The organism is Streptococcus ovuberis (genome assembly GCF_012396585.1).
Classification (GTDB): Bacteria; Bacillota; Bacilli; order Lactobacillales; family Streptococcaceae; genus Streptococcus; species Streptococcus ovuberis.
On record NZ_JAAXPR010000001.1, the window covers coordinates 107,806 to 131,571 of the forward strand.

The 23,766-nt window shown below is 44.6% G+C and carries 18 protein-coding genes; 3 read left to right on the top strand and 15 right to left on the bottom strand.

Annotation, left to right across the window (positions count from 1 at the left end; all coding sequences use genetic code 11):
• Positions 1-194: 194 nt before the first annotated feature.
• The 10 genes from smc to pbp2b all read right to left on the bottom strand — a co-directional run bounded on the left by smc (position 195) and on the right by pbp2b (position 12,862).
• Positions 195-3,734, bottom strand: a complete 3,540-nt coding sequence (smc, locus tag HF992_RS00475; protein WP_168548107.1) for a chromosome segregation protein SMC — start codon at positions 3,732-3,734, stop codon at positions 195-197.
• Complete coding sequence (rnc, locus tag HF992_RS00480) at positions 3,725-4,423, bottom strand: ribonuclease III (protein WP_168548108.1); 699 nt, start codon at positions 4,421-4,423, stop codon at positions 3,725-3,727. The genes smc and rnc overlap by 10 nt, the downstream gene beginning before the upstream one ends.
• A 344-nt stretch (positions 4,424-4,767) precedes the next feature.
• A complete protein-coding gene (locus HF992_RS00485) occupies positions 4,768-5,571 on the bottom strand; it encodes an MBL fold metallo-hydrolase (protein WP_168548109.1) in 804 nt (267 codons plus the stop codon).
• A complete protein-coding gene (gene vicK, locus HF992_RS00490) occupies positions 5,558-6,940 on the bottom strand; it encodes a cell wall metabolism sensor histidine kinase VicK (protein WP_168548110.1) in 1,383 nt (460 codons plus the stop codon). Before vicK ends, HF992_RS00485 begins: the two co-directional genes overlap by 14 nt.
• The gene (gene yycF, locus HF992_RS00495) at positions 6,933-7,637 is read right to left on the bottom strand and encodes a response regulator YycF (protein WP_168548111.1); all 705 of its coding nucleotides are present in this window, start codon (positions 7,635-7,637) and stop codon (positions 6,933-6,935) included. Before yycF ends, vicK begins: the two co-directional genes overlap by 8 nt.
• Before the next feature lie 89 nt (positions 7,638-7,726).
• On the bottom strand, positions 7,727-7,885 hold the full coding sequence (locus tag HF992_RS00500) for a hypothetical protein (RefSeq protein WP_168548112.1): 159 nt from the start codon (positions 7,883-7,885) through the stop codon (positions 7,727-7,729).
• A gap of 378 nt (positions 7,886-8,263) precedes the next feature.
• Positions 8,264-8,995 carry a hypothetical protein gene (locus HF992_RS00505; protein ID WP_168548113.1) on the bottom strand — a complete coding sequence of 244 codons (732 nt, stop codon included), beginning with the start codon at positions 8,993-8,995 and terminating at the stop codon, positions 8,264-8,266.
• A gap of 102 nt (positions 8,996-9,097) precedes the next feature.
• Complete coding sequence (locus HF992_RS00510; protein WP_168548114.1) at positions 9,098-10,141, bottom strand: D-alanine--D-alanine ligase; 1,044 nt, start codon at positions 10,139-10,141, stop codon at positions 9,098-9,100.
• A 27-nt stretch (positions 10,142-10,168) separates the two neighbouring features.
• A complete protein-coding gene (recR, locus tag HF992_RS00515) occupies positions 10,169-10,765 on the bottom strand; it encodes a recombination mediator RecR (RefSeq protein ID WP_168548115.1) in 597 nt (198 codons plus the stop codon).
• A gap of 9 nt (positions 10,766-10,774) precedes the next feature.
• A complete protein-coding gene (pbp2b, locus tag HF992_RS00520; RefSeq protein WP_210729376.1) occupies positions 10,775-12,862 on the bottom strand; it encodes a penicillin-binding protein PBP2B in 2,088 nt (695 codons plus the stop codon).
• Positions 12,863-13,186: 324 nt separating this feature from the next.
• On the opposite strand from pbp2b, the gene HF992_RS00525 reads away from it, so the two are divergent.
• On the top strand, positions 13,187-14,653 hold the full coding sequence (locus HF992_RS00525; RefSeq protein WP_168548116.1) for an alpha-amylase: 1,467 nt from the start codon (positions 13,187-13,189) through the stop codon (positions 14,651-14,653).
• Positions 14,654-15,031: 378 nt separating this feature from the next.
• Here HF992_RS00525 and HF992_RS00530 read toward each other — a convergent pair whose 3' ends face one another.
• The 4 genes from HF992_RS00530 to HF992_RS00545 form a co-directional block, all read right to left on the bottom strand.
• Entirely contained in the window at positions 15,032-16,663 is a 1,632-nt protein-coding gene (locus tag HF992_RS00530) for a hypothetical protein (RefSeq protein ID WP_168548117.1), read from the bottom strand.
• On the bottom strand, positions 16,653-17,420 hold the full coding sequence (locus tag HF992_RS00535; RefSeq protein WP_168548118.1) for an ABC transporter ATP-binding protein: 768 nt from the start codon (positions 17,418-17,420) through the stop codon (positions 16,653-16,655). Before HF992_RS00535 ends, HF992_RS00530 begins: the two co-directional genes overlap by 11 nt.
• Before the next feature lie 124 nt (positions 17,421-17,544).
• On the bottom strand, positions 17,545-18,762 hold the full coding sequence (gene sstT, locus HF992_RS00540; protein ID WP_168548119.1) for a serine/threonine transporter SstT: 1,218 nt from the start codon (positions 18,760-18,762) through the stop codon (positions 17,545-17,547).
• Between the two features lie 357 nt (positions 18,763-19,119).
• Positions 19,120-19,815, bottom strand: a complete 696-nt coding sequence (locus tag HF992_RS00545) for a phosphoglycerate mutase (protein WP_168548120.1) — start codon at positions 19,813-19,815, stop codon at positions 19,120-19,122.
• Between the two features lie 219 nt (positions 19,816-20,034).
• Between HF992_RS00545 and HF992_RS00550 the strand changes: the two genes are divergently transcribed.
• Together HF992_RS00550 and HF992_RS00555 are read left to right on the top strand one after the other, a co-directional pair.
• Complete coding sequence (locus HF992_RS00550; protein ID WP_168548121.1) at positions 20,035-21,210, top strand: acetyl-CoA C-acetyltransferase; 1,176 nt, start codon at positions 20,035-20,037, stop codon at positions 21,208-21,210.
• A gap of 15 nt (positions 21,211-21,225) precedes the next feature.
• Entirely contained in the window at positions 21,226-22,380 is a 1,155-nt protein-coding gene (locus HF992_RS00555; RefSeq protein ID WP_168548122.1) for a hydroxymethylglutaryl-CoA synthase, read from the top strand.
• A 406-nt stretch (positions 22,381-22,786) separates the two neighbouring features.
• Here HF992_RS00555 and HF992_RS00560 read toward each other — a convergent pair whose 3' ends face one another.
• On the bottom strand, positions 22,787-23,719 hold the full coding sequence (locus HF992_RS00560) for a DHH family phosphoesterase (RefSeq protein WP_168548123.1): 933 nt from the start codon (positions 23,717-23,719) through the stop codon (positions 22,787-22,789).
• Positions 23,720-23,766: the final 47 nt, after the last annotated feature.

Here is a 23,766-nt window from a genome sequence, read left to right on the forward strand (position 1 = left end):
CATATCTCATCAGGAATAATACAGCCTAATTCTCTCCCTCTTCATGTGCTGGCAAAAATCTGTAAAGCTTCGATGTCCTGTAAAAAATCCAATAAGAGAATCGTCTATCGCAGAAAAAGAGCTCGGTCTCCCTCGCTCTTTTCTTTCTCTACATTGTTACTTGGTGTAAATCTGGCCTAAGTCCTGCGTTTAGACTACTTCACAATCCCCTCAACGTCCTTCAATTTGACTGAGACGATCTTGGATACACCTGATTCTTGCATAGTGACACCATACATGGCATCTGCCGCCGCCATTGTGCCCTTTCTGTGCGTTACCACGATAAACTGGCTCGCCTTATCAAAGCGGTTGAGATAATCGCCAAACCGTTTGACATTGGCCTCATCAAGTGCTGCTTCTACCTCATCTAAAATGACAAAAGGAATAGTTTTGACACGGATGATAGCAAATAGCAGAGCTAGGGCCGAGAGAGCTTTCTCCCCACCAGACATAAGGTTGAGAGATTGAATTTTCTTTCCTGGAGGCTGAACCGAAATCTCAATCCCAGCCGTCAGCAAGTCTGAGTCCGTCAAAATCAGATCTGCGGATCCACCGCCAAACATCTGTCGGAAGGTCTGCTGGAAGGAGACCCGAATCGCCTCAAACGTTTCTTTAAAGCGTTCCTTAACCTCCATATCCATCTCCCTAATGGTCTCTAGGAGCAAGGTTTTAGCAGATAAGAGGTCTTCTCTCTGGTCAGAGAGAAAGGCTAAACGCTGACTAACTTCTTCAAACTGGGCGATAGCTTCCAGATTGACCGGACCTAAACGCCTGATCTTACCTTCCAGTTGTTTAAGAGCTTGCTCTGACCCTTCTAGGTCTTCAAGAGGCTGGGCCTGATGATGGGCTGCATCAAAAGTAAGCTGAAACTCCTCCGCCAACTTGGCAAGAAACTGTCGCAGACGCTCAGACAAATGCTCGATTTCTGCCTCTAATTTTGTCTGCTGACGGATGAGGTCTTCATTGCGTGTGCGACTCTCAGCCAAACGACTCGCTAAATCCTCTGCTTGGCCCTCTAAATCCTCCATCTCAAAACGATGACGGATCTGTTCCTGTGATAGAACCTCCTTACGGCTTTGACAATCTGCCATTTGCGCCAGAAGGCTCTCCTTATCCGCTGTGCTTAATTGCAAGGTCTTGTCGGCAATGACTGCCTCCAAAGCAATTATTTCTTGGTGCAGCCGCGTCAAGTCTTCTTGAAGACGGGCTTGTTCAGTCTGGGCAAAACCTTTCTCGCTCTGGAGCTGATTTTCTTGAAGCTTAGCTGCTGACAAGGACGCTTGGAGGGTTTGAAGATGGCTCTCCACCGCCTCTTTATCCCCCTTGACCTGCTCAATACGCTGGCTCAGCGCCTGCTTATCTGCTTCGATCTGATCTAACTCACTCTTCAAAGCCTGGCGTGCCTCTTCTAACCGTGAGAGGTCTGAAAGTCCATTCTCATTCGCTTTTAAGGTTAATAATGTCTCCAAATCCGCCAAGTGCTTCGCCTGACTCTCGTGCTGGAGTTGGGCTTTTTGTTCGTTTAAACGTGCTACTTCGCCAGCCTCTTTGAGGTGAGCTAAGGCAAGTTGCTGTTGGTTTAAATCACTCTTTGCTTGCTCCACCTGGCTCTCCACTTGGCCTAGTTCAGCCTTCAGCCGAAGAAGGGTCCCTTGCAGTTGATCCAGTTCTGGTTTGATAAAATTGCTATTGTTCTGGCGACTGGCACCACCTGCGTAGGCTCCACCTGTGCGAATCTCAGAGCCGTCTAGAGTGACGAGACGAACTTGAAACTGGGTTTTTCGAGCTGCCTGATTGGCCTCTTCTAAGCTTTCAAAAATAGCGGTCGTCCCCAAGAGGTTCTGAAAAATATTAGCATGGGTAGGGTCAAAGTCAACTAGATCCACTGCTAATCCCAAAAAACCAGGTTGGTTGGTCACTTGACTCAACTGGTGACTCGCTAGCTGACGCGGTTTTATAGTCGTCAAAGGCAAGAAAGTAGCTCGCCCTTGGCGGTTTTTTTTCAAGAAGGCAATCGCTTGAGTCGCCGCTTTTTCGTCTGCTACCATGACATGCTGGCTAGCAGCTCCCATAGCGATTTCAATAGCTGTCTGGTACTTGGGATTAAAGGTAACATGCTCACTGACTGCTCCTATAATACCCGATAGCTGGTTTGAGGCCTGTAAGACACTGCGAACACCTGCAAAAAAGTTCGTGTGGTTCTTCAGGATATTGGCCAAGGTCTGCGCTCTCGCTTCGGCAGTCTTGATTTGGTCCATCAGGGTAAACATGGCTTCCTGCTTGGTCTGATAGTCTTGGTTCAGACTAGCTTCTGCTTTGGCTTCCTGCTGATAAGTCACCATTAGATTTTGAACTTCTTGTTGAGCCTTCTGGTAGGTGGTTTGGCTGTCAGCTGTCGCATGACGAACTGCTTTAACTTCCTCTTCCAATTTAACAAGCTCTGTTGCCTGGCTAACTGACTGCTCCTTCAGATGCTTAACCTGATTAGTAAGAGCTGTCAGCTGGTTTGACTTGTCTGCTTCCGTTTGCATAAGTTGGACAAAGTCTTCTCTCAACGATTCAATCACTTGGTCTGGACTTTTTGAAAATTGGCGTGACTCCTGAGTTAACCCCTCTATCTCAAGAATCACCTGCTTCAAACGCTTATCTAAGTCAGCCAAGGCCTCTTCCTTGGCTTTCAGGTCTTCTTGAGTCTTGTTGTAACGGTCATTCAGAACCTCCAAACGCTCGCTGGCTTCCGCCCTGCTAGCTTCATTTTGGTTAGCTTCCAAATCCTGCAAGGCTATTTTTTGTTCTAGGTCTGCTATCAGCTGAGTCAGATGGACCAAATCTCCTTGAAGTTTTTCGCCTTTAACTTGTAGTTCTTGGCGTCTCTGCTTGAGTGCCTGATTATCAGCTTCCATCTGATCTCTTTGGCTATAGTAGGTTTGTAGAGCCACCTGAACTTGATCAAGCTGATTTTCCAGCTGAGTTAACTGGTCTTTTCCAAGCTTAATCTGCCCAACAAGAACGTTGAGGTAGAGGTCTTTTCGCTCACCATCCAAGGCTAAAAATTGCCTAGCGGTCTCAGCCTGCTTAGTCAGAGGCGCTATTTGAGTGTCCAATTCATAAATGATGTCTTCCAAGCGATCCAGATTATCCTGAGTCTGATTGAGCTTGCTTTCGGTCTCTCTCTTACGGGTCTTATATTTAAGGACACCAGCCGCCTCTTCAAAAATAGCACGACGCTCCTCAGGTTTAGAGTTAAAAATAGCTTCTACCCGTCCTTGGGAAATGATGGAGAAGGAATCCCGCCCCAGACCTGTATCCATGAAAAGATCGTGGATATCCTTCAAGCGCACCTTTTTGCCATCAATCAAGTACTCGCTATCTCCGTTACGGTAAATTTGCCGCTCTACCTTAATTTCCTTGCCCTTATCTGTTATAAACTGATCACTGTTGTCCAAGACTACTGTGACAGACGCAAAATTTAAGGGCTTACGGTTCTCGGTTCCTGCAAAAATGACATCAGGCATTTTGCCCCCACGCAAACTTTTAGCAGATGATTCTCCCAAGGCCCATCGCAAACTTTCTGTGATATTGGACTTGCCTGAACCATTCGGTCCCACAACAGCTGTCACCCCACGGTCAAAAACTACTTTGGTCTTATCCGCAAATGATTTGAAGCCTTGCATGTGAATTTCTTTTAAATACATTTCACATCTCCTCGCTCGACAGCAGCACGGGCGGCATTTTGCTCAGCTAATTTCTTCGAGCGCCCCTGACCTCGGCCAATAGGTTTACCTTGTACCCTAACTTCTACTTCAAATAATTTCTCATGAGCTGGACCAGTCTCAGCTACGACCTGATAGTCAATGCCAATTTCTCCATTGACCTGCAACATCTCTTGTAGACGTGTCTTATAGTCCTCAATTCTTTCAAAGGTCCCTCGCTCCAGATGCGGGATCATAACTTGCTTAAGGAAGCCCTCAACCGCTTCTAGACCTTGGTCTAATAGCAGAGCTCCTAAGAAGGCTTCAAACGCATCACCTAGGATTGTATCCCTATCGCGACCACCCGATTTTTCCTCGCCCTTGCCCAAACGCAAGTAAGGAGCAAAACCACAGGTTCTCGCAAAACCAGCCAAACTCTCCTCGCGCACAAAAGTAGAACGCAATTTAGACATCTCCCCTTCGGGTTTCTCAGGGGAATCTTCAAACAAGTAACGTGAAATAATTAATTGGAGAACAGCGTCTCCTAAAAATTCCAAGCGCTCGTTGTGTGAAATTTTTAAGAGGCGGTGCTCATTGGCATAAGAAGTATGGGTAAAAGCCGTTTCCAAGAGAGAAATATCCTGAAAATGAATCCCATAATCTTTTAACAATTTTTGATTTAATTGGTGCATGTGTAACTCTTTCTATTTTTGAGGAATAAGAAGTAAGAGCACGAATCTATTCGGCATTTCAGAGAGAACCCTATCGCCCTAAACCTTTTATTTCTGACTAATCATATCTAGAGGCGGGGAAGGCCCTGCCTCTAGGACAATTGACACAAATCATGTCTAAAAATAAGTGCTCCGTATGTTGTTGAATGCCTACTTCAAACAGTATCGACTTGCCTTTTCATAACATCTCACAGATACCTTTTCACTAGGTCAACGGCCACTTTCTTGCGATGTCTTGCTCCAGTTTTTAAAACCTTACCTATCGGAGTAAAATCACTGCTCTTTAAGTTAAGACCGTCATTCTCCTAAATATCGGTCAACGGGGTCGCGGTATCTGGCGATGTGTCAAAGAGGTGAAAATCTTCACCAACTCGTAAATCTGCTTGAGCTAGCTGATTAAAAACTGTCATATGGGCTAGTTCTTTGATATTATTTTCCTTAGATAAGTGCCCCAAATAAATTTTCTTGGTCTTATGACCTAGGCTACGAATCATGGCTTCCGCACCATCTTCGTTACAGAGGTGCCCTATATCCGACAAGATGCGTTGCTTGGTTTTCCAAGGATAAGAGCCTGCTCGCAAGATCTCAACATCATGGTTAGCCTCAATCAGATAGCCATCCGCATTTTCAATCATCCCTATCATCCGATCGCTGACATAGCCAGTATCCGTCAACATAACAAAGCTCTTGCCATCCTTCATAAAACGGTAAAACTGAGGGGCAACCGCATCATGGCTAACAGCAAACGAGGCAATGTCTAAGTCGCCAAGCGTTTTGAGGCTGTCCCGTTCAAAAATATGCTTTTGCTCATTGGAAAGTTTTCCCAAAGCGTTTTTAGCTTCTAGGACCTGCCAAGTCTGGGCATTGGCATAAACATCCAAACCATACTTTCGTGCCAAAATCCCAACGCCTTTCACATGGTCGCTATGTTCATGGGTGATTAAAATAGCATCCAAGTCCTCGGCTCTCCGGTCAATCTCACCTAACAGCTGCTCAACCTTTTTACCGGTCAAACCAGCGTCAACCAATATTTTTTTCTGATCAGACTCCAAGTAAAAGGCATTTCCTGTTGAGCCCGAAGCTAATATACTGTATTTAAATCCCTGCATCTGTCTCCGTCATTTCTAATTTATCCAATACCTCCGTATCCTCCCAATCTTCGGAAACCAGCTTATCATAAGGTAGTACCATAGTAAAGGTTGACCCCTTGCCATAGTCACTTTTAGCCCAAATAAAGCCCTGATGCGCTTTGATGATTTCCTTAGCAATAGCCAATCCAAGACCCGTTCCGCCCTGAGCTCGACTCCTAGCCTTATCCACCCGGTAAAAACGGTCAAAAATCTTAGACAAGTCACTCTTTGGAATCCCTAAGCCTTCATCCGCAATAGAAATAATTAGCTGATTTTCCGTCGTTTTCATGCTAATAGTGATATTTCCGCCATCAGGTGAGTACTTAATGGCATTATTGACAATATTATCAATGACCTGCGAAATCTTATCGGTGTCAATCTCAATCCAAATTGGCTTAATAGGGTAATTTCGGATAATGGTATAGTGTTTTCGGTCTTCCTGCTGTTTCATCTGGTCAAAACGGTTGAGGATAAAGGTCATAAAGGCCGTAAAATTGACCAATTCTAACTCCAATTCAATCGTTTGATTATCAAACCGTGAGAGATTGAGAAGGTCTGTAATCATCCGCATCATGCGATTAGTCTCATCCAGCGACACCTTGACAAAACTAGGTGCCACGGCATCAGTCAGGGCACCTTCATGAAGGGCTTCTAAGTAAGACTTAACCGAGGTCAGCGGCGTTCGCAGCTCATGACTAACCGTCGAAACAAAGAGTCTGCGCTCCCGTTCTTCCTTAATCTGCTTGGTCATATCATGAAGGACCACAACTAGCCCTGCGGTAAACCCAGATTCTCGCTTTATAGAAGCAATATTGGCCCTGAAAGTCATGTATTCCCCTGTTTGACCAGGCAAGTCCACAAAAAGTTCAGGCGTGTTTTTCAAGAGATCGCTAAAGCTATAGTCCTCAGCAATATCCAAAACATCCACTAAAAACATTTCCCCCATAACCGTCTGGTCCAGCAAGCCTAACTGACGCTTGGCTGTCTCATTGATCAGAATAATACGCCCTTGGCGATCAGTGGCCATCACCCCGTCACTCATATAGGTCAAGATAGAGGAGAGACGATTTTTTTCTTGCTCCAAACTGTCCTGGGTTAGACGAATAACCTCAGACAAATCGTTGAGGCTATTGGTCATATCAGTCAATTCTGGACTTCCTAAAACATCCAAAACTTCAGAGTAATCCCCTTGAATCAAGTCTTGGACCTTTTGATTAAGCAACTTGATCTGCTTATTGTCCTTATGGTTTTCAAGAAGCAAAAAGACCAAAATCGCTAAAAACCCAAAGACAATAAGGCCAAAGATAAATCCTGGGGAGAAAATAAAGAGTCTAAGTTTTTCAATCATTATTTCTAATGTAATAACCAACACCACGGCGGGTCAAAATGTACTCTGGGCGACTCGGCACATCCTCAATCTTTTCACGTAGACGCCGAACCGTCACATCCACTGTCCTAACATCTCCAAAATAATCATAGCCCCAGACTGTCTCTAGGAGATGCTCCCTGGTCATCACCTGACCCGTGTGAGTCGCTAAGTGATAAATCAATTCGAATTCACGATGGGTCAGCTCCAGATCACGCCCTTCCTTACGTACCAAAAAGGCATCTGGGAGAATCTGCAGGTTCCCAATCACGATCTCAGACAGAGGTTTGGTCTCTGTATCTGTCTGCTGTTCAGAAATCTCACTGCGACGCAAAAGTGCCTTAACCCGAGCTTGCAACTCTCGATTGGAAAACGGCTTTGTAACATAATCATCCGCCCCGATTTCAAGACCAATCACCTTATCAAACTCGCTATCCTTGGCGGACAAGACAATGATAGGGACATTACTGGTCTTACGGAGGGTTCGTGCAACCTCAAGCCCATCTAGCTCAGGTAACATTAAATCTAGGATAACAATGTCTGGCTTTTCTGCTTCAAACTGAGCCAAGGCTTCACGTCCATCAAAGGCTGTCACAACATCATAGCCTTCCCGTGTCATATTGAATTTTATAATATCCGAAATCGGTTTTTCATCATCAACGATTAGTATTTTTTTCATAGCTGTATCCTCAAGTAGTTCTCTCCATTATATCATATCAAAATTTCAAATAAATAGCACTTTTTATCATTTTAAGGCTAAGGCGACAATCACTCCTCTTCCTCATCTAACTGAGCCAAGAGGAGATCGTAAGCTGTCAGACCTTCTGGTGCATGACGAACCAGTTCCAAGGTATCTTCTTGAAAAGCTCTACTAGCTGATGTCACTGCATCTAACTCACCCGATAACAATTCTTCAATCGTAACCATGACGCGCCTCCACTTCAACATAAGGTCGTGGGGACTTGTAATCCCACGTTTTAAAACGATTCTTAAGCTTGCCGATTGCAAGGTTTTTAAAGCCAATACAGCCGTAGAATGAGCTTAAGTTTGTTTCTTGACCAGCTTTGTAGCTTTTCTTTATGATACTATAAAAAACCTAAATTTTCCTAAATTTAAGTCTTTTCTATCTGAAACGATCTCCAAAAAAACTTTAGATCGTCATATGATGAACGTCATAAGAGTTCACTTATTTACGGCAAACCATTGTACAAAGTAAGATTCCTATACTCAGGCGAAGTCATTCAGACCGACGAGAGGCAACCTCAAAAATCTCAAAATCCAGCCTCCTTTTGGAAGCTGGATTGCCTATTCCATGGTGTTTTGGGTAATCATACGCAGGCTAACCTCAAAGCCCATCATATCCCCTTCATTGATTTGGCGCAGGGTCTCATCTAGCTGAAGATCAAAGGTTTGAAAGGCTTGCTTGCTCTTAGCCAATCGTTCCTCCACCTGATAGTAGTCCTTAGGCGACGCCTTCATTTTAAGATAAGCTTCCAGAACTTCCACATAACGGTTCATGTTGGCCTCATGGATAGCCAAGAGTTCCTGCTTATTAGGAATGGTGGGACTAGCCAATTTTTGCCGAATAGCTTGATCATCGTGCCGAATGCTCTCAATAGAAGACCAAACTTCGGGCACCAAAGTCTTTAATTGCTCATCTGTCAGATCTTTAGTGGCTGCTTTAGGAAGAAGAATCTTAGGACGCTCTAACTGCCCTTTCGTCGGTAAGAGGCTCCTAGCTTCCTCAATCAAGTCCCAAGCGGATTGACTCGTCGGTAGAGCCAGTTTTGCTTGTTTGGCTGTTAAGAGCTTGCTGAGATCAGATAGGTCTGTCGCTATCTGTTGTTGCAGGCGTAAGTAATCCGTTGGAAATTTCGACGCCGTCGTCTGCTTCAACTGACGAGTGTTACCAGCCAGACGGGTTGTCAAGAAATTCAACCGTGCTTCGGTCCGCTTTCGGTCCACACTCCTAAAGAAAGGAATTACCAGACCACCGATTCCCACTAAAATAGCCAGACCAATCCCTAATTCAAGCATACTCTTTGCCTTATCCTTTCTTTTTCAGTATTATAGCATATTTTTCAAGCCCCTGATAGCAAAAAGCAAACCAGCAAGCCCGATCGCTTACCGGTTGCACATTTATAAATGGCTCTCTCTCTCCACAAAAGCTTGTTTAGCGAGATCAACCAATTCAGCAATCAAGTCCGGATAGGCTAGACCCATATTGGCCCAGAGCAAGGGATACATAGACCACTGGGTAAATCCTGGCATAGTGTTCAATTCATTAAGATAGATCTGCCCGTCTTTGGTATAGAAGAAATCACAGCGCGACAGTCCTGTACCACCAATTGCTGCAAAAGCCATCTGAGCATACTGGCGCATTTGTCCAGCGATGACCGTATCAATCTCTGCTGGGATAGCCATCTTGATCTTATTGTCAATATACTTGGCATCGTAATCGTAAAAGGCTACATCCTTCACTACTTCACCTGGCTCCGTCGTTTTAATGGTATGATTGCCTAAAAGGCCAACTTCGATTTCACGCGCCACAAGCCCCTGCTCTACCAACACACGGTTATCATAACGAAAGGCCAAATCTAGGGCTCCATCAAGATCCTCTGGACGATCTACCTTGGAAATACCAACACTTGATCCCATATTGGATGGTTTGACAAAGACCGGATAGGTCAACGATTTATTGATTTCGGCCACCTTGTTTGGACGTTCTTGCTGAGAGGTTATAGCCACATAAGCGACTTGTGGAATGCCGATACTGGATAGCACCTGCTTGGTCGCAATTTTATCCATAGCAAGGCTGGATGCTAAAACATTGGTCCCTACATAAGGCATTTTCAAAACTTCTAAGAAACCTTGCATGGAACCGTCTTCCCCCATGGGACCATGAAGGAGCGGAAAGACTACAGCTCCTTCTTCATAGATCAAGGAAGCAGGAATCTTGTCTTCCCAGACCACTGTGCTATTAGTCATCAGACGCACTGTCTCCACCGGCCTCTCCTCAAAAACCTGCGTTTTGATGAAGGAACCATCTTGAGTAATAAAATAAGTTTTGACCCTAAAACGGTCATAGTCAACTGCCCGCATGACACTCTCAGCTGATAAGACAGACACTTCTCTCTCCGCTGAGCGACCGCCATATAGTAAAATCAAGGTTTCCTTAACCATTCTGATCTCCTTCTGTTTTTTAACTAGTTATAATTCTGTTCGATTTTGAATGGCCCTTAGCAGGGTCAATTCATCCGCATATTCGATGTCGGCACCAACCGCTAAACCGCGTGCTAATCGTGTAACCTTGATCCCCGCAGGCTTCAAAACCCGCGAAATATACATGGCCGTTGCTTCTCCGTCCGCTGTCGCATTGGTTGCGACAATCACCTCCGTCACCTGACCATCCATGAGTCGATTAATCAAGCTCTTGAGATTGATGTCGTCAGGCCCGATGCCATTCATCGGAGAAATCAAGCCTTGCAAGACATGGTAGAGCCCGTGATATTCCTGAATATTTTCCATAGCAGAAACATCCCTGCTGTCTTCGACAATTAAAATAGTTGTCTGGTCCCTGGTCTCATCCTGACAGATAGCGCAAGGGTCTTCATCGGTGAGATTGCCACATTGCCCGCAGTAAGTCAATTCACGTTTGGCCGCTAAAAGGTGCTTGGCAAATTCATTGACATCCTCGTCCGACATCCCAATCGTATAAAAGGCTAAACGCGTCGCTGTTTTGATACCGATGCCTGGTAATTTGGAATAAGAGTCAATCAATTTTGCAATAGGTGTAGGGTAAAGCATAGAATTCCTTTAGTTCATAGGGTAAAGTTGATGGTAGAGATTGATGATATCTCTCGTCACTAGATGGCTGGTCTTGGTCTCCAAATCCGTACTGTGAGGCAGGACAACCGCAACTGCAATCTGGGGGTTATGGCTAGGAGCATAGGCCACAACATTCGAGTTAATAGCTGCTTTTTGCTCTCCTTCTTTGGTGGTGACAAAGGTCTCGGCAGTCCCCGTTTTAGCAGAGATGGGCACTGCTTCCCCTTGCCCAATCGTTTTGCCTGTAGTGTATCCCGAAGGATTATGCACCACTTGATAAAACCCTTCTTGCAGGAGAGCCAGTTGCTCTCCTGTTAAAGGCACCTGATTAAGCAAAGCATAGGGAACCGGTTCAATCAATTCTCCCAGTCCTCCCTCTTCTGTATTGTCATAGATGCCTTTAACCAAGCGAGGCGCCATACGATGGCCGCCATTGGCGATGGTCGCAACATACTGGGCCAATTGCATCGTCGTATAGTTATCAAACTGCCCAAAAGAATTGGTCAAGTAGTTGCCGACACTGTATTGATCTGGGACGATTCCTTGCGATTCAACCGGCAGGTCAATTCCTGTTGGTACCCCTAAACCATATTGACCAAAGCCTTCTCTAAGGGTCATCATAGCTTCTGTGAGGTGGCTCGTGCTAAGAATCATATTCGGCGTGTAATCCTCCTTCATCAACTTGAGGGCTAGTTGGACCATGTAGGTGTTAGAAGAATACTGCAGTGCCTGGATCGCATCAATGCTTTGATTGCCAAACTGAGTAAACCAAGATGTAATCGGCGCTGAATCTGCAAAGACAATCGGCTGGTCAACCAAGGTTTGATTGCCTTGAAGCACTCCTTGCTGCCAGGCAGTGGAAAGGGTTGCTCCCTTGACCACAGAGCCAGGCACAAAGACATCCGTCACTGTCCCCAAAGCATTCTCTTTAAGCTTGTCCGTTCCTACATCATGCTGATACCCCGACATAGCAAGGACAGCTCCCGTTTCAGGATTGAGCGCAACTGCATAAATGCCTTCAGAATAAGTCGTATGCCCATTGGCTAACTCCTTTCGGAAGTAGGCTTCGAGGATCTTATTGACTCCATCCTGAAAGGCTAAATCAATGGTCAACTGGATATTTTTTCCCTTCTCGCCAGCACTCTCAATACTAGTCGATTCCAAATTACCGTACTTATCCAAATGGACAGCTTTGAGTTCACGTCTTCCTTGCAGATAAGCCTCATACTGTTTTTCAAGATAGGAGGTTCCGACACGGTCATTTAGGGAATAACCTTGTGCTAAATAATAATCCGCTTCCTCTTGCGGTAAGCCTGCCTGCTCTGTGGAAACATTGCCGATAATACTAGCTAGCGAAGTTGGTAAAACCTCTCTTTGCCAAGCAGTCTTGACTGCTATTCCTTTAAGAGTATCCCCTTGACTGGCAATCCTTGCAATCTGACTCGCAGATAGGGGCTTGGTATGCAAAGTAACGGTCTCAAAATTAGCTGCTGCATTCATTTGATTAAACAGTTTAACAGCCTTTTCCTCATCTGAGCTGTAGGTCAAATTCTCGGCAGAGACACTGGCTACCGCATGCGCATAAATTCGTCCTTCAGACAAGCGATTCCCAGCTGCATCGTAACGTTGCTCCTTGGGCAGCGCATTAACAACCTCAGCATAGACCTCAGGATCAGCCAGATGGTAATCAATCTTGTCCCGATCTGACAATGTAACTGCCTCTAGGTCAACTAAAGTCACCAAGGCATTCGCTGTTGCCTTGATCTGAGCGGCCGTCATCGTATTAGAACGGGTAAAAGCCACTGCCTGAAAACTCTTATTATCAACTAAGGGAAGGCCTTTGCTATCATAAATCTGCCCCCTAACAGAGGCACTGGTCACCGTCAATTGGCTAGCTGTCGCTAGTTTCTTTTGATAGAAGTCCGTCTGAACCAATTGCATCTGCGCCAGACGCGCAACTAAAACGGTAAACAGAACAATAATCAGAGCAAAGAGGACATACAAGCGCTTGGTTGTAACCGTCTGATAGCCTTTTGAACGCGGCTCGTTTAAATTTAGCTTACTCCCTAAAGCCAACCATTAATCCCCCTCCCTTAAAAGTCAATCCTTATTTTATCACAATTTTTTAAAATTCTCCTCACTCAACCCTTCTTTTAGGACAGGAATTTAAAGGAGCTTTTACCGGTTGCCTTTCACCTCCTCATCCCATTTACACCGACTCTGACTATCCAAAAGTTACACTTCCCCGACTAGATAAATAAGAGGAGCACGTCTATACACGAAAAATTGATAAACCCTCTAAAGAGGGAAAATCCGTATTAATCCTCCGACGCCATCCCTCATTGCCTTTGCTTAGAAAATAATATGCTATAATAACAATGAGCAATAAAGGAGAAAGCAATGAAAAATCACACCATCATGCAGTACTTTGAATGGTATCTGCCCAGCGACCAAAAACACTGGCAACGCTTGGCACAAGATAGTCAGCACCTCGCGGCTATAGGCATCACCAAGGTCTGGATGCCACCGGCTTTTAAGGGGACTGGCCCAGATGATGTCGGCTACGGCGTCTATGACCTATTTGACTTAGGCGAATTCGACCAAAAAGGGACCATTGCCACCAAATACGGCCACAAAGACGACTACTTAGCCGCCATCAGAGCTCTAAAAGAGGCTGGTATCTCACCGATTGCAGATATCGTTCTCAACCACAAAGCTAACGGAGATGACTTGGAGAGCTTTCAGGTCCTCAGGATGGACCCCAATAACCGTCAAGTTCCCCTTTCAGATCCTTTTGAAATAGAGGCTTGGACCCATTTCTACTTTCCGGGTCGAAATAAAACTTACAGCGATTTTGAATGGCACTGGTACCACTTTTCAGGAACTGACTTTGATGCCAAGCATCAGGAGACCGGTATTTACATGATTCTAGGCGATCATAAAGGCTGGGCTGATAATGAGTTGGTCGATGGCGAAAAAGGCAATTACGACTACCTCATGTTTACCGATATTGACTACAGTCACCCCGATGTCTTAGCCCATACCTATGACTGGATGCGATGGTTTGTCGCCACAACTGGTATAGAAGGTTTTCGACTGGATGCCATCAAGCATATTGACCAAGACATCATCCAAGGCTTGATTCAGGAAGCCAAAGCCCTTTACGGCGAACAATTTTACGTTTTTGGGGAATTTTGGAAGGACAGTTTCAAGTCAAATGACCGGTATCTGAATGAGACAGACTTTACCTTTGATTTGGTAGATGTCGGACTTCATATGAACTTTTTCGAAGCTAGCCAAGCTGGGGAACACTTTGACCTGCGCCAAATTTTCCAAGGTAGTCTCGTTGAGCACATTCCAACCTCTGCTGTGACCTTTGTGGAAAATCACGATACCCAGCGAGGACAAGCCCTCGAATCCACTGTGGATGACTGGTTCAAACCTTTGGCCTATAGCTTAATCCTCCTCAGGCAAGAAGGGCTTCCTTGCGTCTTTTATGGTGACTATTATGGCATTTCAGGAGAGTTCAGCCAGGCAAGCTTCCAAGATATTTTAGACAAGCTCCTCTACCTACGTGCTAATCACGCCTATGGGGAACAAATCGACTACTTTGATGATCCTAACTGTATCGGCTGGACACAATTAGGGACGGAAGAACACCCTTACGGCCTAGCAGTTATCCTAAGCAATGCTAATTTCGCCGAAAAACGAATGCATGTTGGCATTTTAAATGCTGGCAAAACCTTTGTTGACGGTCTCGGACATCATGAATTTGAAGTCACCATTGATGAAGACGGTTGGGGAACATTCCCTGTCAAGGCAGGATCTGTCTCTGCTTGGCTGGCTAAAGAGGCGATAGAAAACTGAAAACCAACCTATCACTCATAAGCTAATTCTTAAGCACTTGTGCTTTTGTTTCTTTAGGCTATCTGAGCCAAGTTCGATTATCTTTTACACCGTCAATAATAGCTAATTTATAGTGATACAACCACTTCCTTAGGTCTTATCCGAACGCCCTAAGCTAAGGCAAAGGTAAGCCAGGGCTCTCCCTTCATTCTGATATTGGCAAAGAATCTTTATTTTTTCTTCGTTTGGACTTCTTTATCACTTGTAAAAATGCCACTTAGCGTTTTGTAGTCCTCCCAAAATGTGAGACATCAGAAAAACACCCCTATTGAAATCTAGTTAACTAGAAACAAGGGGTGTTTTCTTATAGTCAAACAAGCCTATTCAACAGTTGGTAAACTATCCTAAATCCTGTTTTTCCCAGTATTTTTGAGACAACCGATAGGTAACACCTGCGATCACCAACAATATCACAAGTCCAACACAAGCTAACATGAGGTTCACAAGAAGTGATGCCGTGTTAAGTAGGATTCCTGCAAAAACAATGAGACCGATAAAAACGAGAAAAGAGACCAGAAGAATAATTGTTTTAGCAACATTTCCCATGCCACGATTAGCTAACTGGGTAACATTTTGCCAATTCAGCTCCAGCAAACGATAATCGCGAATAAAATAGAAACTTTCCATACTATAAGCCGTCAACAGCCATGCAACTAAAGCTCCCAAGAATAGGTAGAAAGGCAGCTGTAGCCAAATGGTCAATGCCAGCAAAACCACCGTTGGAATCATGGCTTCAATCAAAAAAGCAAACCAGAATTTGAAGCGTAAATAGCTCCTCATATCAAAGGGCATGGTCTTGAAGAAATTAAAATTCTCCCGATCTAAGGAAATAATAATACTAGATAGCCCCCCTGCTGACATAATGGCATAGGCTATACCGAAGAAAACAGCCATCGACAAATACCCGATATGATAGTCAATAGCGATCAGCACGTCACGTGCTCCTATAAGAGTCGGCACCATCATGATGACAACAAGCATCGATGCCATGATAACAAAGGTAAAAAGCGTTGTAGGATCGGCAATAAGGCCAAGATGATAATGCCACAACTGCTGCTTCCAAGTCCGTTGTCCTGCCTGTTTTTTTGCCTTTTTAGGAGCTTTACGAACAGAGACAGCTGTACTCGTTTCAAGAGCTGCGTCATAAAAATTCGGTAAGACTCGGTGTTTCACAATAAGCGCTAAGACAGCTCCCACTCCTAGCCATACCAAAAGGTGGAGACCAACTTTAAGGGAGAATGGATTCTCAGCTAAACCATAAAAAAGCCATAACGGAGCAAAACCTGCACCTGATTCAACCATCTCCCCATCTAAATAGGACAAAGAGGTGTTTTGAAGACTGAGCATGGCAACTACCGAACCAATAATCGAAACGACCATGATGGCTCCTGAAGCTATTTTCTTGTACTGGCGAAAGACATTGGTCTTGGTCAAGAAATGAACCGCTAAAATTGTGATTAGTGTCATGACCAAAACCAGGAGAATAAAAGATAGCAAGGCTACTGGAATCCCCCACCACAAGCCATTGCCAAATCGCCAATGAATCAGCACCAAGTAAAGTAATAACGGCAAGAGAAAGGTCAAACTAGCAATGAGAACAACTGCCCCTTTGCCAAGAAAAACCTCTAGCTCTGTCACGGGCAAACTTCGATAGGACTGTAAGTCCTTACTCTCATAAAAAACATTGTACATGCTCAAAAAAGCCTGCAACATGGTCATGATCATAAAAATCCCTAAAAACCGAGTAAACATCCCAGGCAGGGTTTCAAACGGGATTTGTAAACTGTAAGTCCCAAAAATAAAGAGATAAACAATACCTGAAAAGAGGTACTGCCTCAAAATTTTACGCGTCACATTGGCCTTTTTGTCTGGATTAGCCACCTGCTTTTTGCGGTATTTATCAATTTGTGTAGCTTGAAGCGAATAAATCAAGTTGAGTTGGGCTAGTTTTCTAACAACATTAAGCCTCATAGGCCACCTCCTCAACAGGCGCTACAGGAGCACTTTCTGCTTCACGACCAGCCATCCCAAGGTAAATCGTTTCGAGTGGTTTATCAGGGTGTAAGGCTTTAAGCTCTGCTATGGTCCCAAAGTAAATTAATTGACCTTTTTTCAAAATGGCAATACGATCACAGATTTGTTCAGCGACTTCTAAGACATGGGTTGAAAAAATAACAGTATTGCCTTCATCGGCATGCTGGCGCATCAACCCCTTGAGGTCAAAGGCAGCCTGTGGATCTAAACCTGTCATTGGCTCATCCAAGACCCATATGTCTGGATTGGGCAAGAGAGCACCGATAAGAAAGACCTTTTGGCGCATCCCGTGTGAGAAGGACTCAATCGTTTGGTAACGATTTTCAGTTAAATCAAAAAGGTCCATAAAACGATTGAGCTGTGTTTCTTTTTCCTCTAAGCTAAGACCGTATGAGCTGGCAATCAAGTCCCAAAATTCATCCGCTGACAAACGCAAGAAAAGATCGGGCGAGTCTGCAACATAGCCAATCCGTTTTTTGATGGCCAAACGATTTTCCGCTAAATTCAACCCATCAACTGTAATCGTTCCCGAGGTTGGATTGATAATACTGACCAGAGATTTGATGGTCGTTGACTTTCCAGCCCCATTGTGGCCGATTAAGCCAACAATCTCGCCAGATTTAATTGTTAAATTCAGTTGATCCAAGGCCACTTTATCATCGTAAACCTTTGTCACACCATGAAATTCAATCATATCAACACCTCCAACTTTTTCTTTAAAACCATATTTTTCTATTAACCATTATAATCCATCTAGACCGTTTAATCAAGGTGTCTTCGTTTAAAGACACAAGTGCTCGCTGAACAAAAAAAGAGGTTCAAACCTCTTTTTTCCGCTTCCATATAGAGCGTTCTGCTACTGCAGTTAGTAAGACATCTGTCGATGAATTTAACGCTGTTTCACAAGAATCCTGGATCACACCAATAATAAACCCGACCCCCACAACCTGCATGGCAATGTCATTTGAAATTCCAAAAAGGCTACAAGCCACTGGAATCAAGAGCAGGGATCCTCCCGCAACACCGGAGGCACCACAGGCAGATAGAGTAGCTACCAGACTAAGGATTAAAGCAGAGGCGAAGTCAATCTCAATCCCCAAGGTTGTCACTGCTGCCAAGGAAAGAACTGTGATGGTAATAGCTGCACCAGCCATATTGATCGTCGCACCGAGAGGGATAGAGACCGCATACGTGTCCTCATCCAGCCCTAGCTTTTCACATAGCTTCAAATTAACTGGAATATTGGCTGCTGACGATCGTGTAAAGAATGCTGTCACACCACTTTCTCGCAAACACTGGAAAACCAGGGGATAAGGATTGGTTCGCATCATGACAAAAGCCATCAGTGGATTAGCTACTAAAGCCACAAAAAGCATACACCCAACCAGAACTACAAGCAACTTACCATAGGCTGCTACAATGCCAAGACCATTTGTCGCAATAGTGTTATAAACCAGACCCATAATCCCAAACGGAGCTAAATTAATAATACCAGCAACCACTTTAGAGGTGACCTCTGCGAAGGTATCAAGGAGGTGCTTAGTGGCCTCACTCACAGAGCGCATGGCTAAACCAAAAATCACTGCCCAAGTTAGTACCCCGATGTAATTTCCGGTAGCAACGGCATTCACTGGATTATCCACCATACGCATCAATAGGGTTTGAAAAACTTCGCCAACACCTTGCGGTGGCGTAACGTCTGCTACACCCGCTTCAGGTAAAACCAGACTTACCGGGAATAGAAAATGGGCTAGCACAGCCACAAAAGCTGCCAAAAACGTCCCGAATAGATAAAGCATGACAACTGTCCGCATATTGGTCTTTTGCCCCTGACGCGTTCGAGATAGGGCATTGGCAACCAAAGCAAAGACCAAGAGTGGCGCAATCGCCTTGAGCCCTCCTACAAAGAGATCCCCCAACAAACCAATGACAGATAACTTCGGCAAAAGCAAGCCAAGCATCACACCTAATACGACGCCAGCTACAATCCTTCTGATCAAACTCATTCGACCCCAAATCATTAGAACTCTTTTCATCATAACCTCTTTTCAAAATAGATATTCCCCATCTTATCTCAAAAGAGTCCCTACGTCAAGAGTTTTTGTTTAAAATTTCTAAATAATTTCTATATTCATGCATTTTTGGGATTTGACAATACCAAATATCTTAAAAAGTCTCTCGTCTAGTTATCCTTTCTTTCAGTAAACCATCCTAAAACTCTAACCCATAGAAAAAAACTCACTTATTAGCGAGTTTTTCCATTTCCAACCTCAGTTGGAATATTTTTGACGTCACTCATCCGTGACAACCTGTCTACAGGAGCTAGCACTCTTTGTCTAACTTCCGTTAGTAGAATGACTGGCAAGTCAATTGTCCCAAGCCAGACTCTTTTATTACTCTCCACTGAGGTAGTATTCGTCAATGATGTTCAATTTTTCGTCCAATTCAAAGACAAGTGGTGGGAAGTTTGGAATTTCCACATCCATGATTTCATCGTCTGACAAACCTTTAATGTGTTTTACGAGAGCACGAATAGAGTTACCGTGAGCACCTACGAAAACGTTTTTGCCGTCTTTAAGAGCTGGTGCAATCTTGTCTTCCCAGAAAGGAAGGGCACGCTCAAGAGTAACTTTCAAGTTTTCAGCATCTGGAATAACAGAATCATCTAGGTGAGCGTAACGACGGTCTGTGTGTGCTGAATGCTCATCATCTTTTGCCATATCTGGTGGCAAAACGTCGTACGAACGACGCCAAATGTGAACTTGCTCGTCACCAAACTGCTCAGCAGCTTCTGCCTTATTTTTACCAGTGAGGCCACCGTAGTGACGCTCATTAAGACGCCAAGATTTCTCAACTGGTACCCAAAGTTGATCCGCAGCTTCAAGAGCAAGGTTTGTAGTCTTGATGGCGCGTTTCAATACAGAAGTGAAGGCCAAATCAAACTCAATACCTGATGCTTTGATGAGTTGACCAGCATCAATCGCTTGCTGTGTTCCTTTTTCAGACAAATCCACGTCTGCCCAACCTGTGAAGAGGTTAGCCTTGTTCCATTCTGACTCACCGTGGCGAGCGAAAACCAATTTTACCATGATGGTTTCTCCTTTATATTTTAAAGGCTTGCGCCTGTATTACTCTTACTATTTTACAAAAAAAACATGAAAAAAGCTATCCTTTTTCAAAATTCTTTCTTCAATCTTCTCGGAAATGACTCGGACTGAAGACTGATTTTTAGAGTTAGGAGACTTTCGATTAAAATTTAAGCTGAAAAATGGTATAATAGTCCAGCAATGAAAAAGAAAGGCGCAATCATGACAAAAATTGCAATCGTAGCGGCTTACCGCTCTGCTATTGGTAGTTTCGGCGGCAGCCTCTCCCGTATCAAACTGGCTGACTTGGGAGCCACTGTCCTAAAGACTGCCTTGGAAAAACAGTCTATCCCTCCCCAAGCTATTGACGAAGTCATCTTAGGCCATGTTCTCTCGGCTGGCCAAGGACAAAATGTAGCTCGCCAAATTGCACTTGCAGCTGGCTTGCCTCAAACTACTCCAGCCTTTACCGTTAATAAGGTCTGCGGTTCGGGCTTAAAAAGTGTCCAGCTAGCTGCTCAAGCTATCTTAGTCGGCGACAGTGATTTAGTCGTAGCCGGCGGTATTGAACTCATGAGCCAAGCGCCCTTCCTCGACAAACAATTGCGGTTCGGTGCCAAGCTAGGCCATCAAACTCTAGAAGATAGTTTATTGACTGACGGGCTCACGGATGCTTTTGACGGGGAACACATGGGAATGACTGCTGAACGCATTGCAGCGCAGTACCACTTCAGCCGTGACCAATTGGATCAATTTGCCTTACACAGTCAAGAAAAGGCTTTAAGGGCCCAGGAAAATGGACGATTTAGTGACGAAATTGTTCCAATCCTTGTCCAAAAAGGGCGAGAAACAATCCTCTTTGACACAGATGAGCACCCCCGCGAGACTAGTTTGGAAAAACTAGCACAGTTGCGTCCAACGTTCCAAAAAGAGGGGCTACTAACAGCAGGTAACAGCTCGGGGATTAACGATGGTGCTGCGTTTGTCATCTTAGCCAGCCAAGAAAAGGTGGAAGAGCTTGGCTTAGTACCGCTAGCCTATATTGATGGCTGGGCAACGGCTGGTGTGGATCCTCAAGTCATGGGACTAGGACCAATTCCAGCCACCAAAAAACTGCTTCAAAAACTCAATAAAACGGTCAATGACGTTGACCTTTTTGAACTCAACGAAGCCTTTGCTTCCCAAGCCTTAGCTGTCCAAAAAGAATTAGCTTTAGAGGCTGAAAAGGTCAATGTTAATGGTGGAGCAATCGCACTTGGCCATCCTATCGGTGCCAGTGGCGCTCGAATTTTGGTGACACTCATTCACGAGTTGCGAAAACGAGAAGGGCAGACAGGGATCGCCAGCCTTTGCATTGGAGGTGGTCAAGGCATTAGCTTGGCCGTTTCCCTGCCCTAAAAATGAGGTATAAAAATGACACAAATTGGTATTGATAAAATCGGATTGGCTTTGCCAGAATACGTCTTGCGCTTAACAGACCTAGCTAAAGCTCGGGGAGTTGATCCTGATAAATATACATTAGGCCTGATGCAAGAAGCCATGGCTATCGCCCCTCTTAGCCAAGACATTGTTACTCTTGGCGCCCAAGCTTCTGCTGCTATCCTAGATGACGATGACAAGGCCCATATTGACATGATTATCCTAGGAACTGAGACTGGTATTGATCAGTCCAAGGCAGCAGCTGTTTACATTCATGGTCTCCTTGGCATTCAGCCCTTTGCTCGCTCCATCGAGCTCAAGGAAGCCTGTTATTCTGCAGCAGCAGGCCTTGAAATGGCTTACAACCATATCTTGGCACGTCCAGATTCAAAAGTTCTTGTCATCGCCAGCGATATTGCTAAATACGGCCTTCAGTCTAGTGGCGAACCAACCCAGGGAGCCGGTGCCATTGCCATGCTGGTAACCGCCAACCCACGCATCCTAGCCTTGAACGGCGATAATGTCTACCAAACCCGGGATGTGATGGACTTTTGGAGACCAAACTACAGCCCCTATCCTCAAGTAGACGGTCATTTCTCCACGCTGCAATACACAGATTGCTTGACGACTACTTTCAATTACTATAAGGAAAAACATGCAAAATCTCTGGAAGATTTTGCGGCAGTCTGCTTACATATTCCTTTTGCCAAACAAGGACTCAAAGGCTTACGCGCTCTGAACCCTAGCCCAGCGCAGGAAGAACGCTTTATGGAAGCCATTCGTTACAATCAACAGGTAGGAAACATCTATACCGGTTCTCTCTTCCTCTCTTTTCTTTCTCTTATTGAGCAAAGCAAGGCACTCAAGGCTGGAGACCAAATCCTCTTTTACAGCTACGGTTCTGGGGCAGTCTGCGAACTCTTCTCAGGTACCCTTGTCCAAGGTTACGAGAATCTGCTACAATCTAATCGCTTAGAAAAGTTAGCCAACAGAACCCCTATCTCAGTGGCTGATTATGAGAAGGTCTTCTTTGAGACCATTGTTATTGATGAAGAAGGCAACAGCTCTCCGCTTCCAAACGATCCTAGTCCTTTTGCCCTAATTGCAATTGACCACCACAAACGCATTTACCGAAGTATGATTGACTAAGCTCTTTCAACTACTACAAATAGCCCTTGGCCATTTAGCCAGGGCTTATTATTTTTACAGCAGTGAGGTTTAGATCGTCTGATCCTAAATAAAAAGCAAATTCTGAGTTAGTTGGTGGCCATCAACTGAATCATCTAATACCCCAAGCTCGTATAGTCAGGTGTTGAATTTAAATGACAATTAAAACCTGTATTGGTCAGTTGGTCCATCCGTTGTCTTTACACAATTGAGACACAGGCAAACTGTCTGTCTTTCCAAAAAATAGAAATGACAGCAACCAATAAGCAATGAGCTGAATGCTTAGGCTGAGAAACGTTTCTAGCTTCTAAAAGATCAAATGTCACTCCCTCCAAGCTAGCTAATCCGCTCAACAATCAGTCAAAAATATACCCGTTAGACGAATGAACTATTTCGGAGTTACCAAATCACGAAGGGCTTGATAGATGGCATCATTTTCAGCCAGGGAGTAAGAATTAGCCCCAGAAGCCAGAGGGTGGCCGCCGCCATCATGAGCTTTGGCAATCTGATTAATCGGAACGAATTTGCTGCGCAAGCGAACTCGATAAGTTCCCGACTCCTGCTCCACGAAAACAGCCCAAACCTGAATGTCTAAGATTTTACCAGGAGCATTAACAATCAAAGATGTCTCCGCATCCGTCAGATCATATTGGCGTAAGAGCTCTCGAGTCAGAACCACGCGCGCCGCACCATTGCCATCTGTCTCTAAATTATCATAAACATAGCCCTGCAATTTAGCAATCTTATAAGGATAAGAATCCATATAACGCGCCAATTCAGCCGCATCAAAGGAATACTTTCTCAGATCACTAGCGACTTCCAATGTTTTAGCAGAAGTTGAGGGAAACAGAAAACGTCCCGTATCTCCGATAATGCCTGCGTAGAGTAGCTTAGCTGTGTAGTCATCCAAATCCAAGCCATTGTCCAAAGCAAATTGGGCTATCATCTCAGCAGTTGAACTGGCACTCGTGTCTACCCAAACCAAATCCCCGTACGGCTCATCGTTAGGATGATGATCAATCTTGATTAAACACTCTCCCAGGCTATAGCGCTGGTCATCCACTCGTTCCAGATTGGCTGTATCTGTCACAATTACTAGGGCACCTTGGTACTGCTCATTGCTCACCTGGTCCATACCGGCTAACCAAGACAGAGTTGGCTCATCCTGACCAACCACTAAAATCTCTTTCTCTGGAAAATGACGCTGCAATAATTTCTGGAGACCCACCTGGCTTCCGATGGCATCTGGATCAGGTCTAACATGCCGGTGAATAATAATGGTAGGGTAATCTTTAATCTTTTGTAAAATGGTAGATTTCATAACGTCTGCCTCCTTTTCTACTATTTTATCATAAAATCATAAAAGAC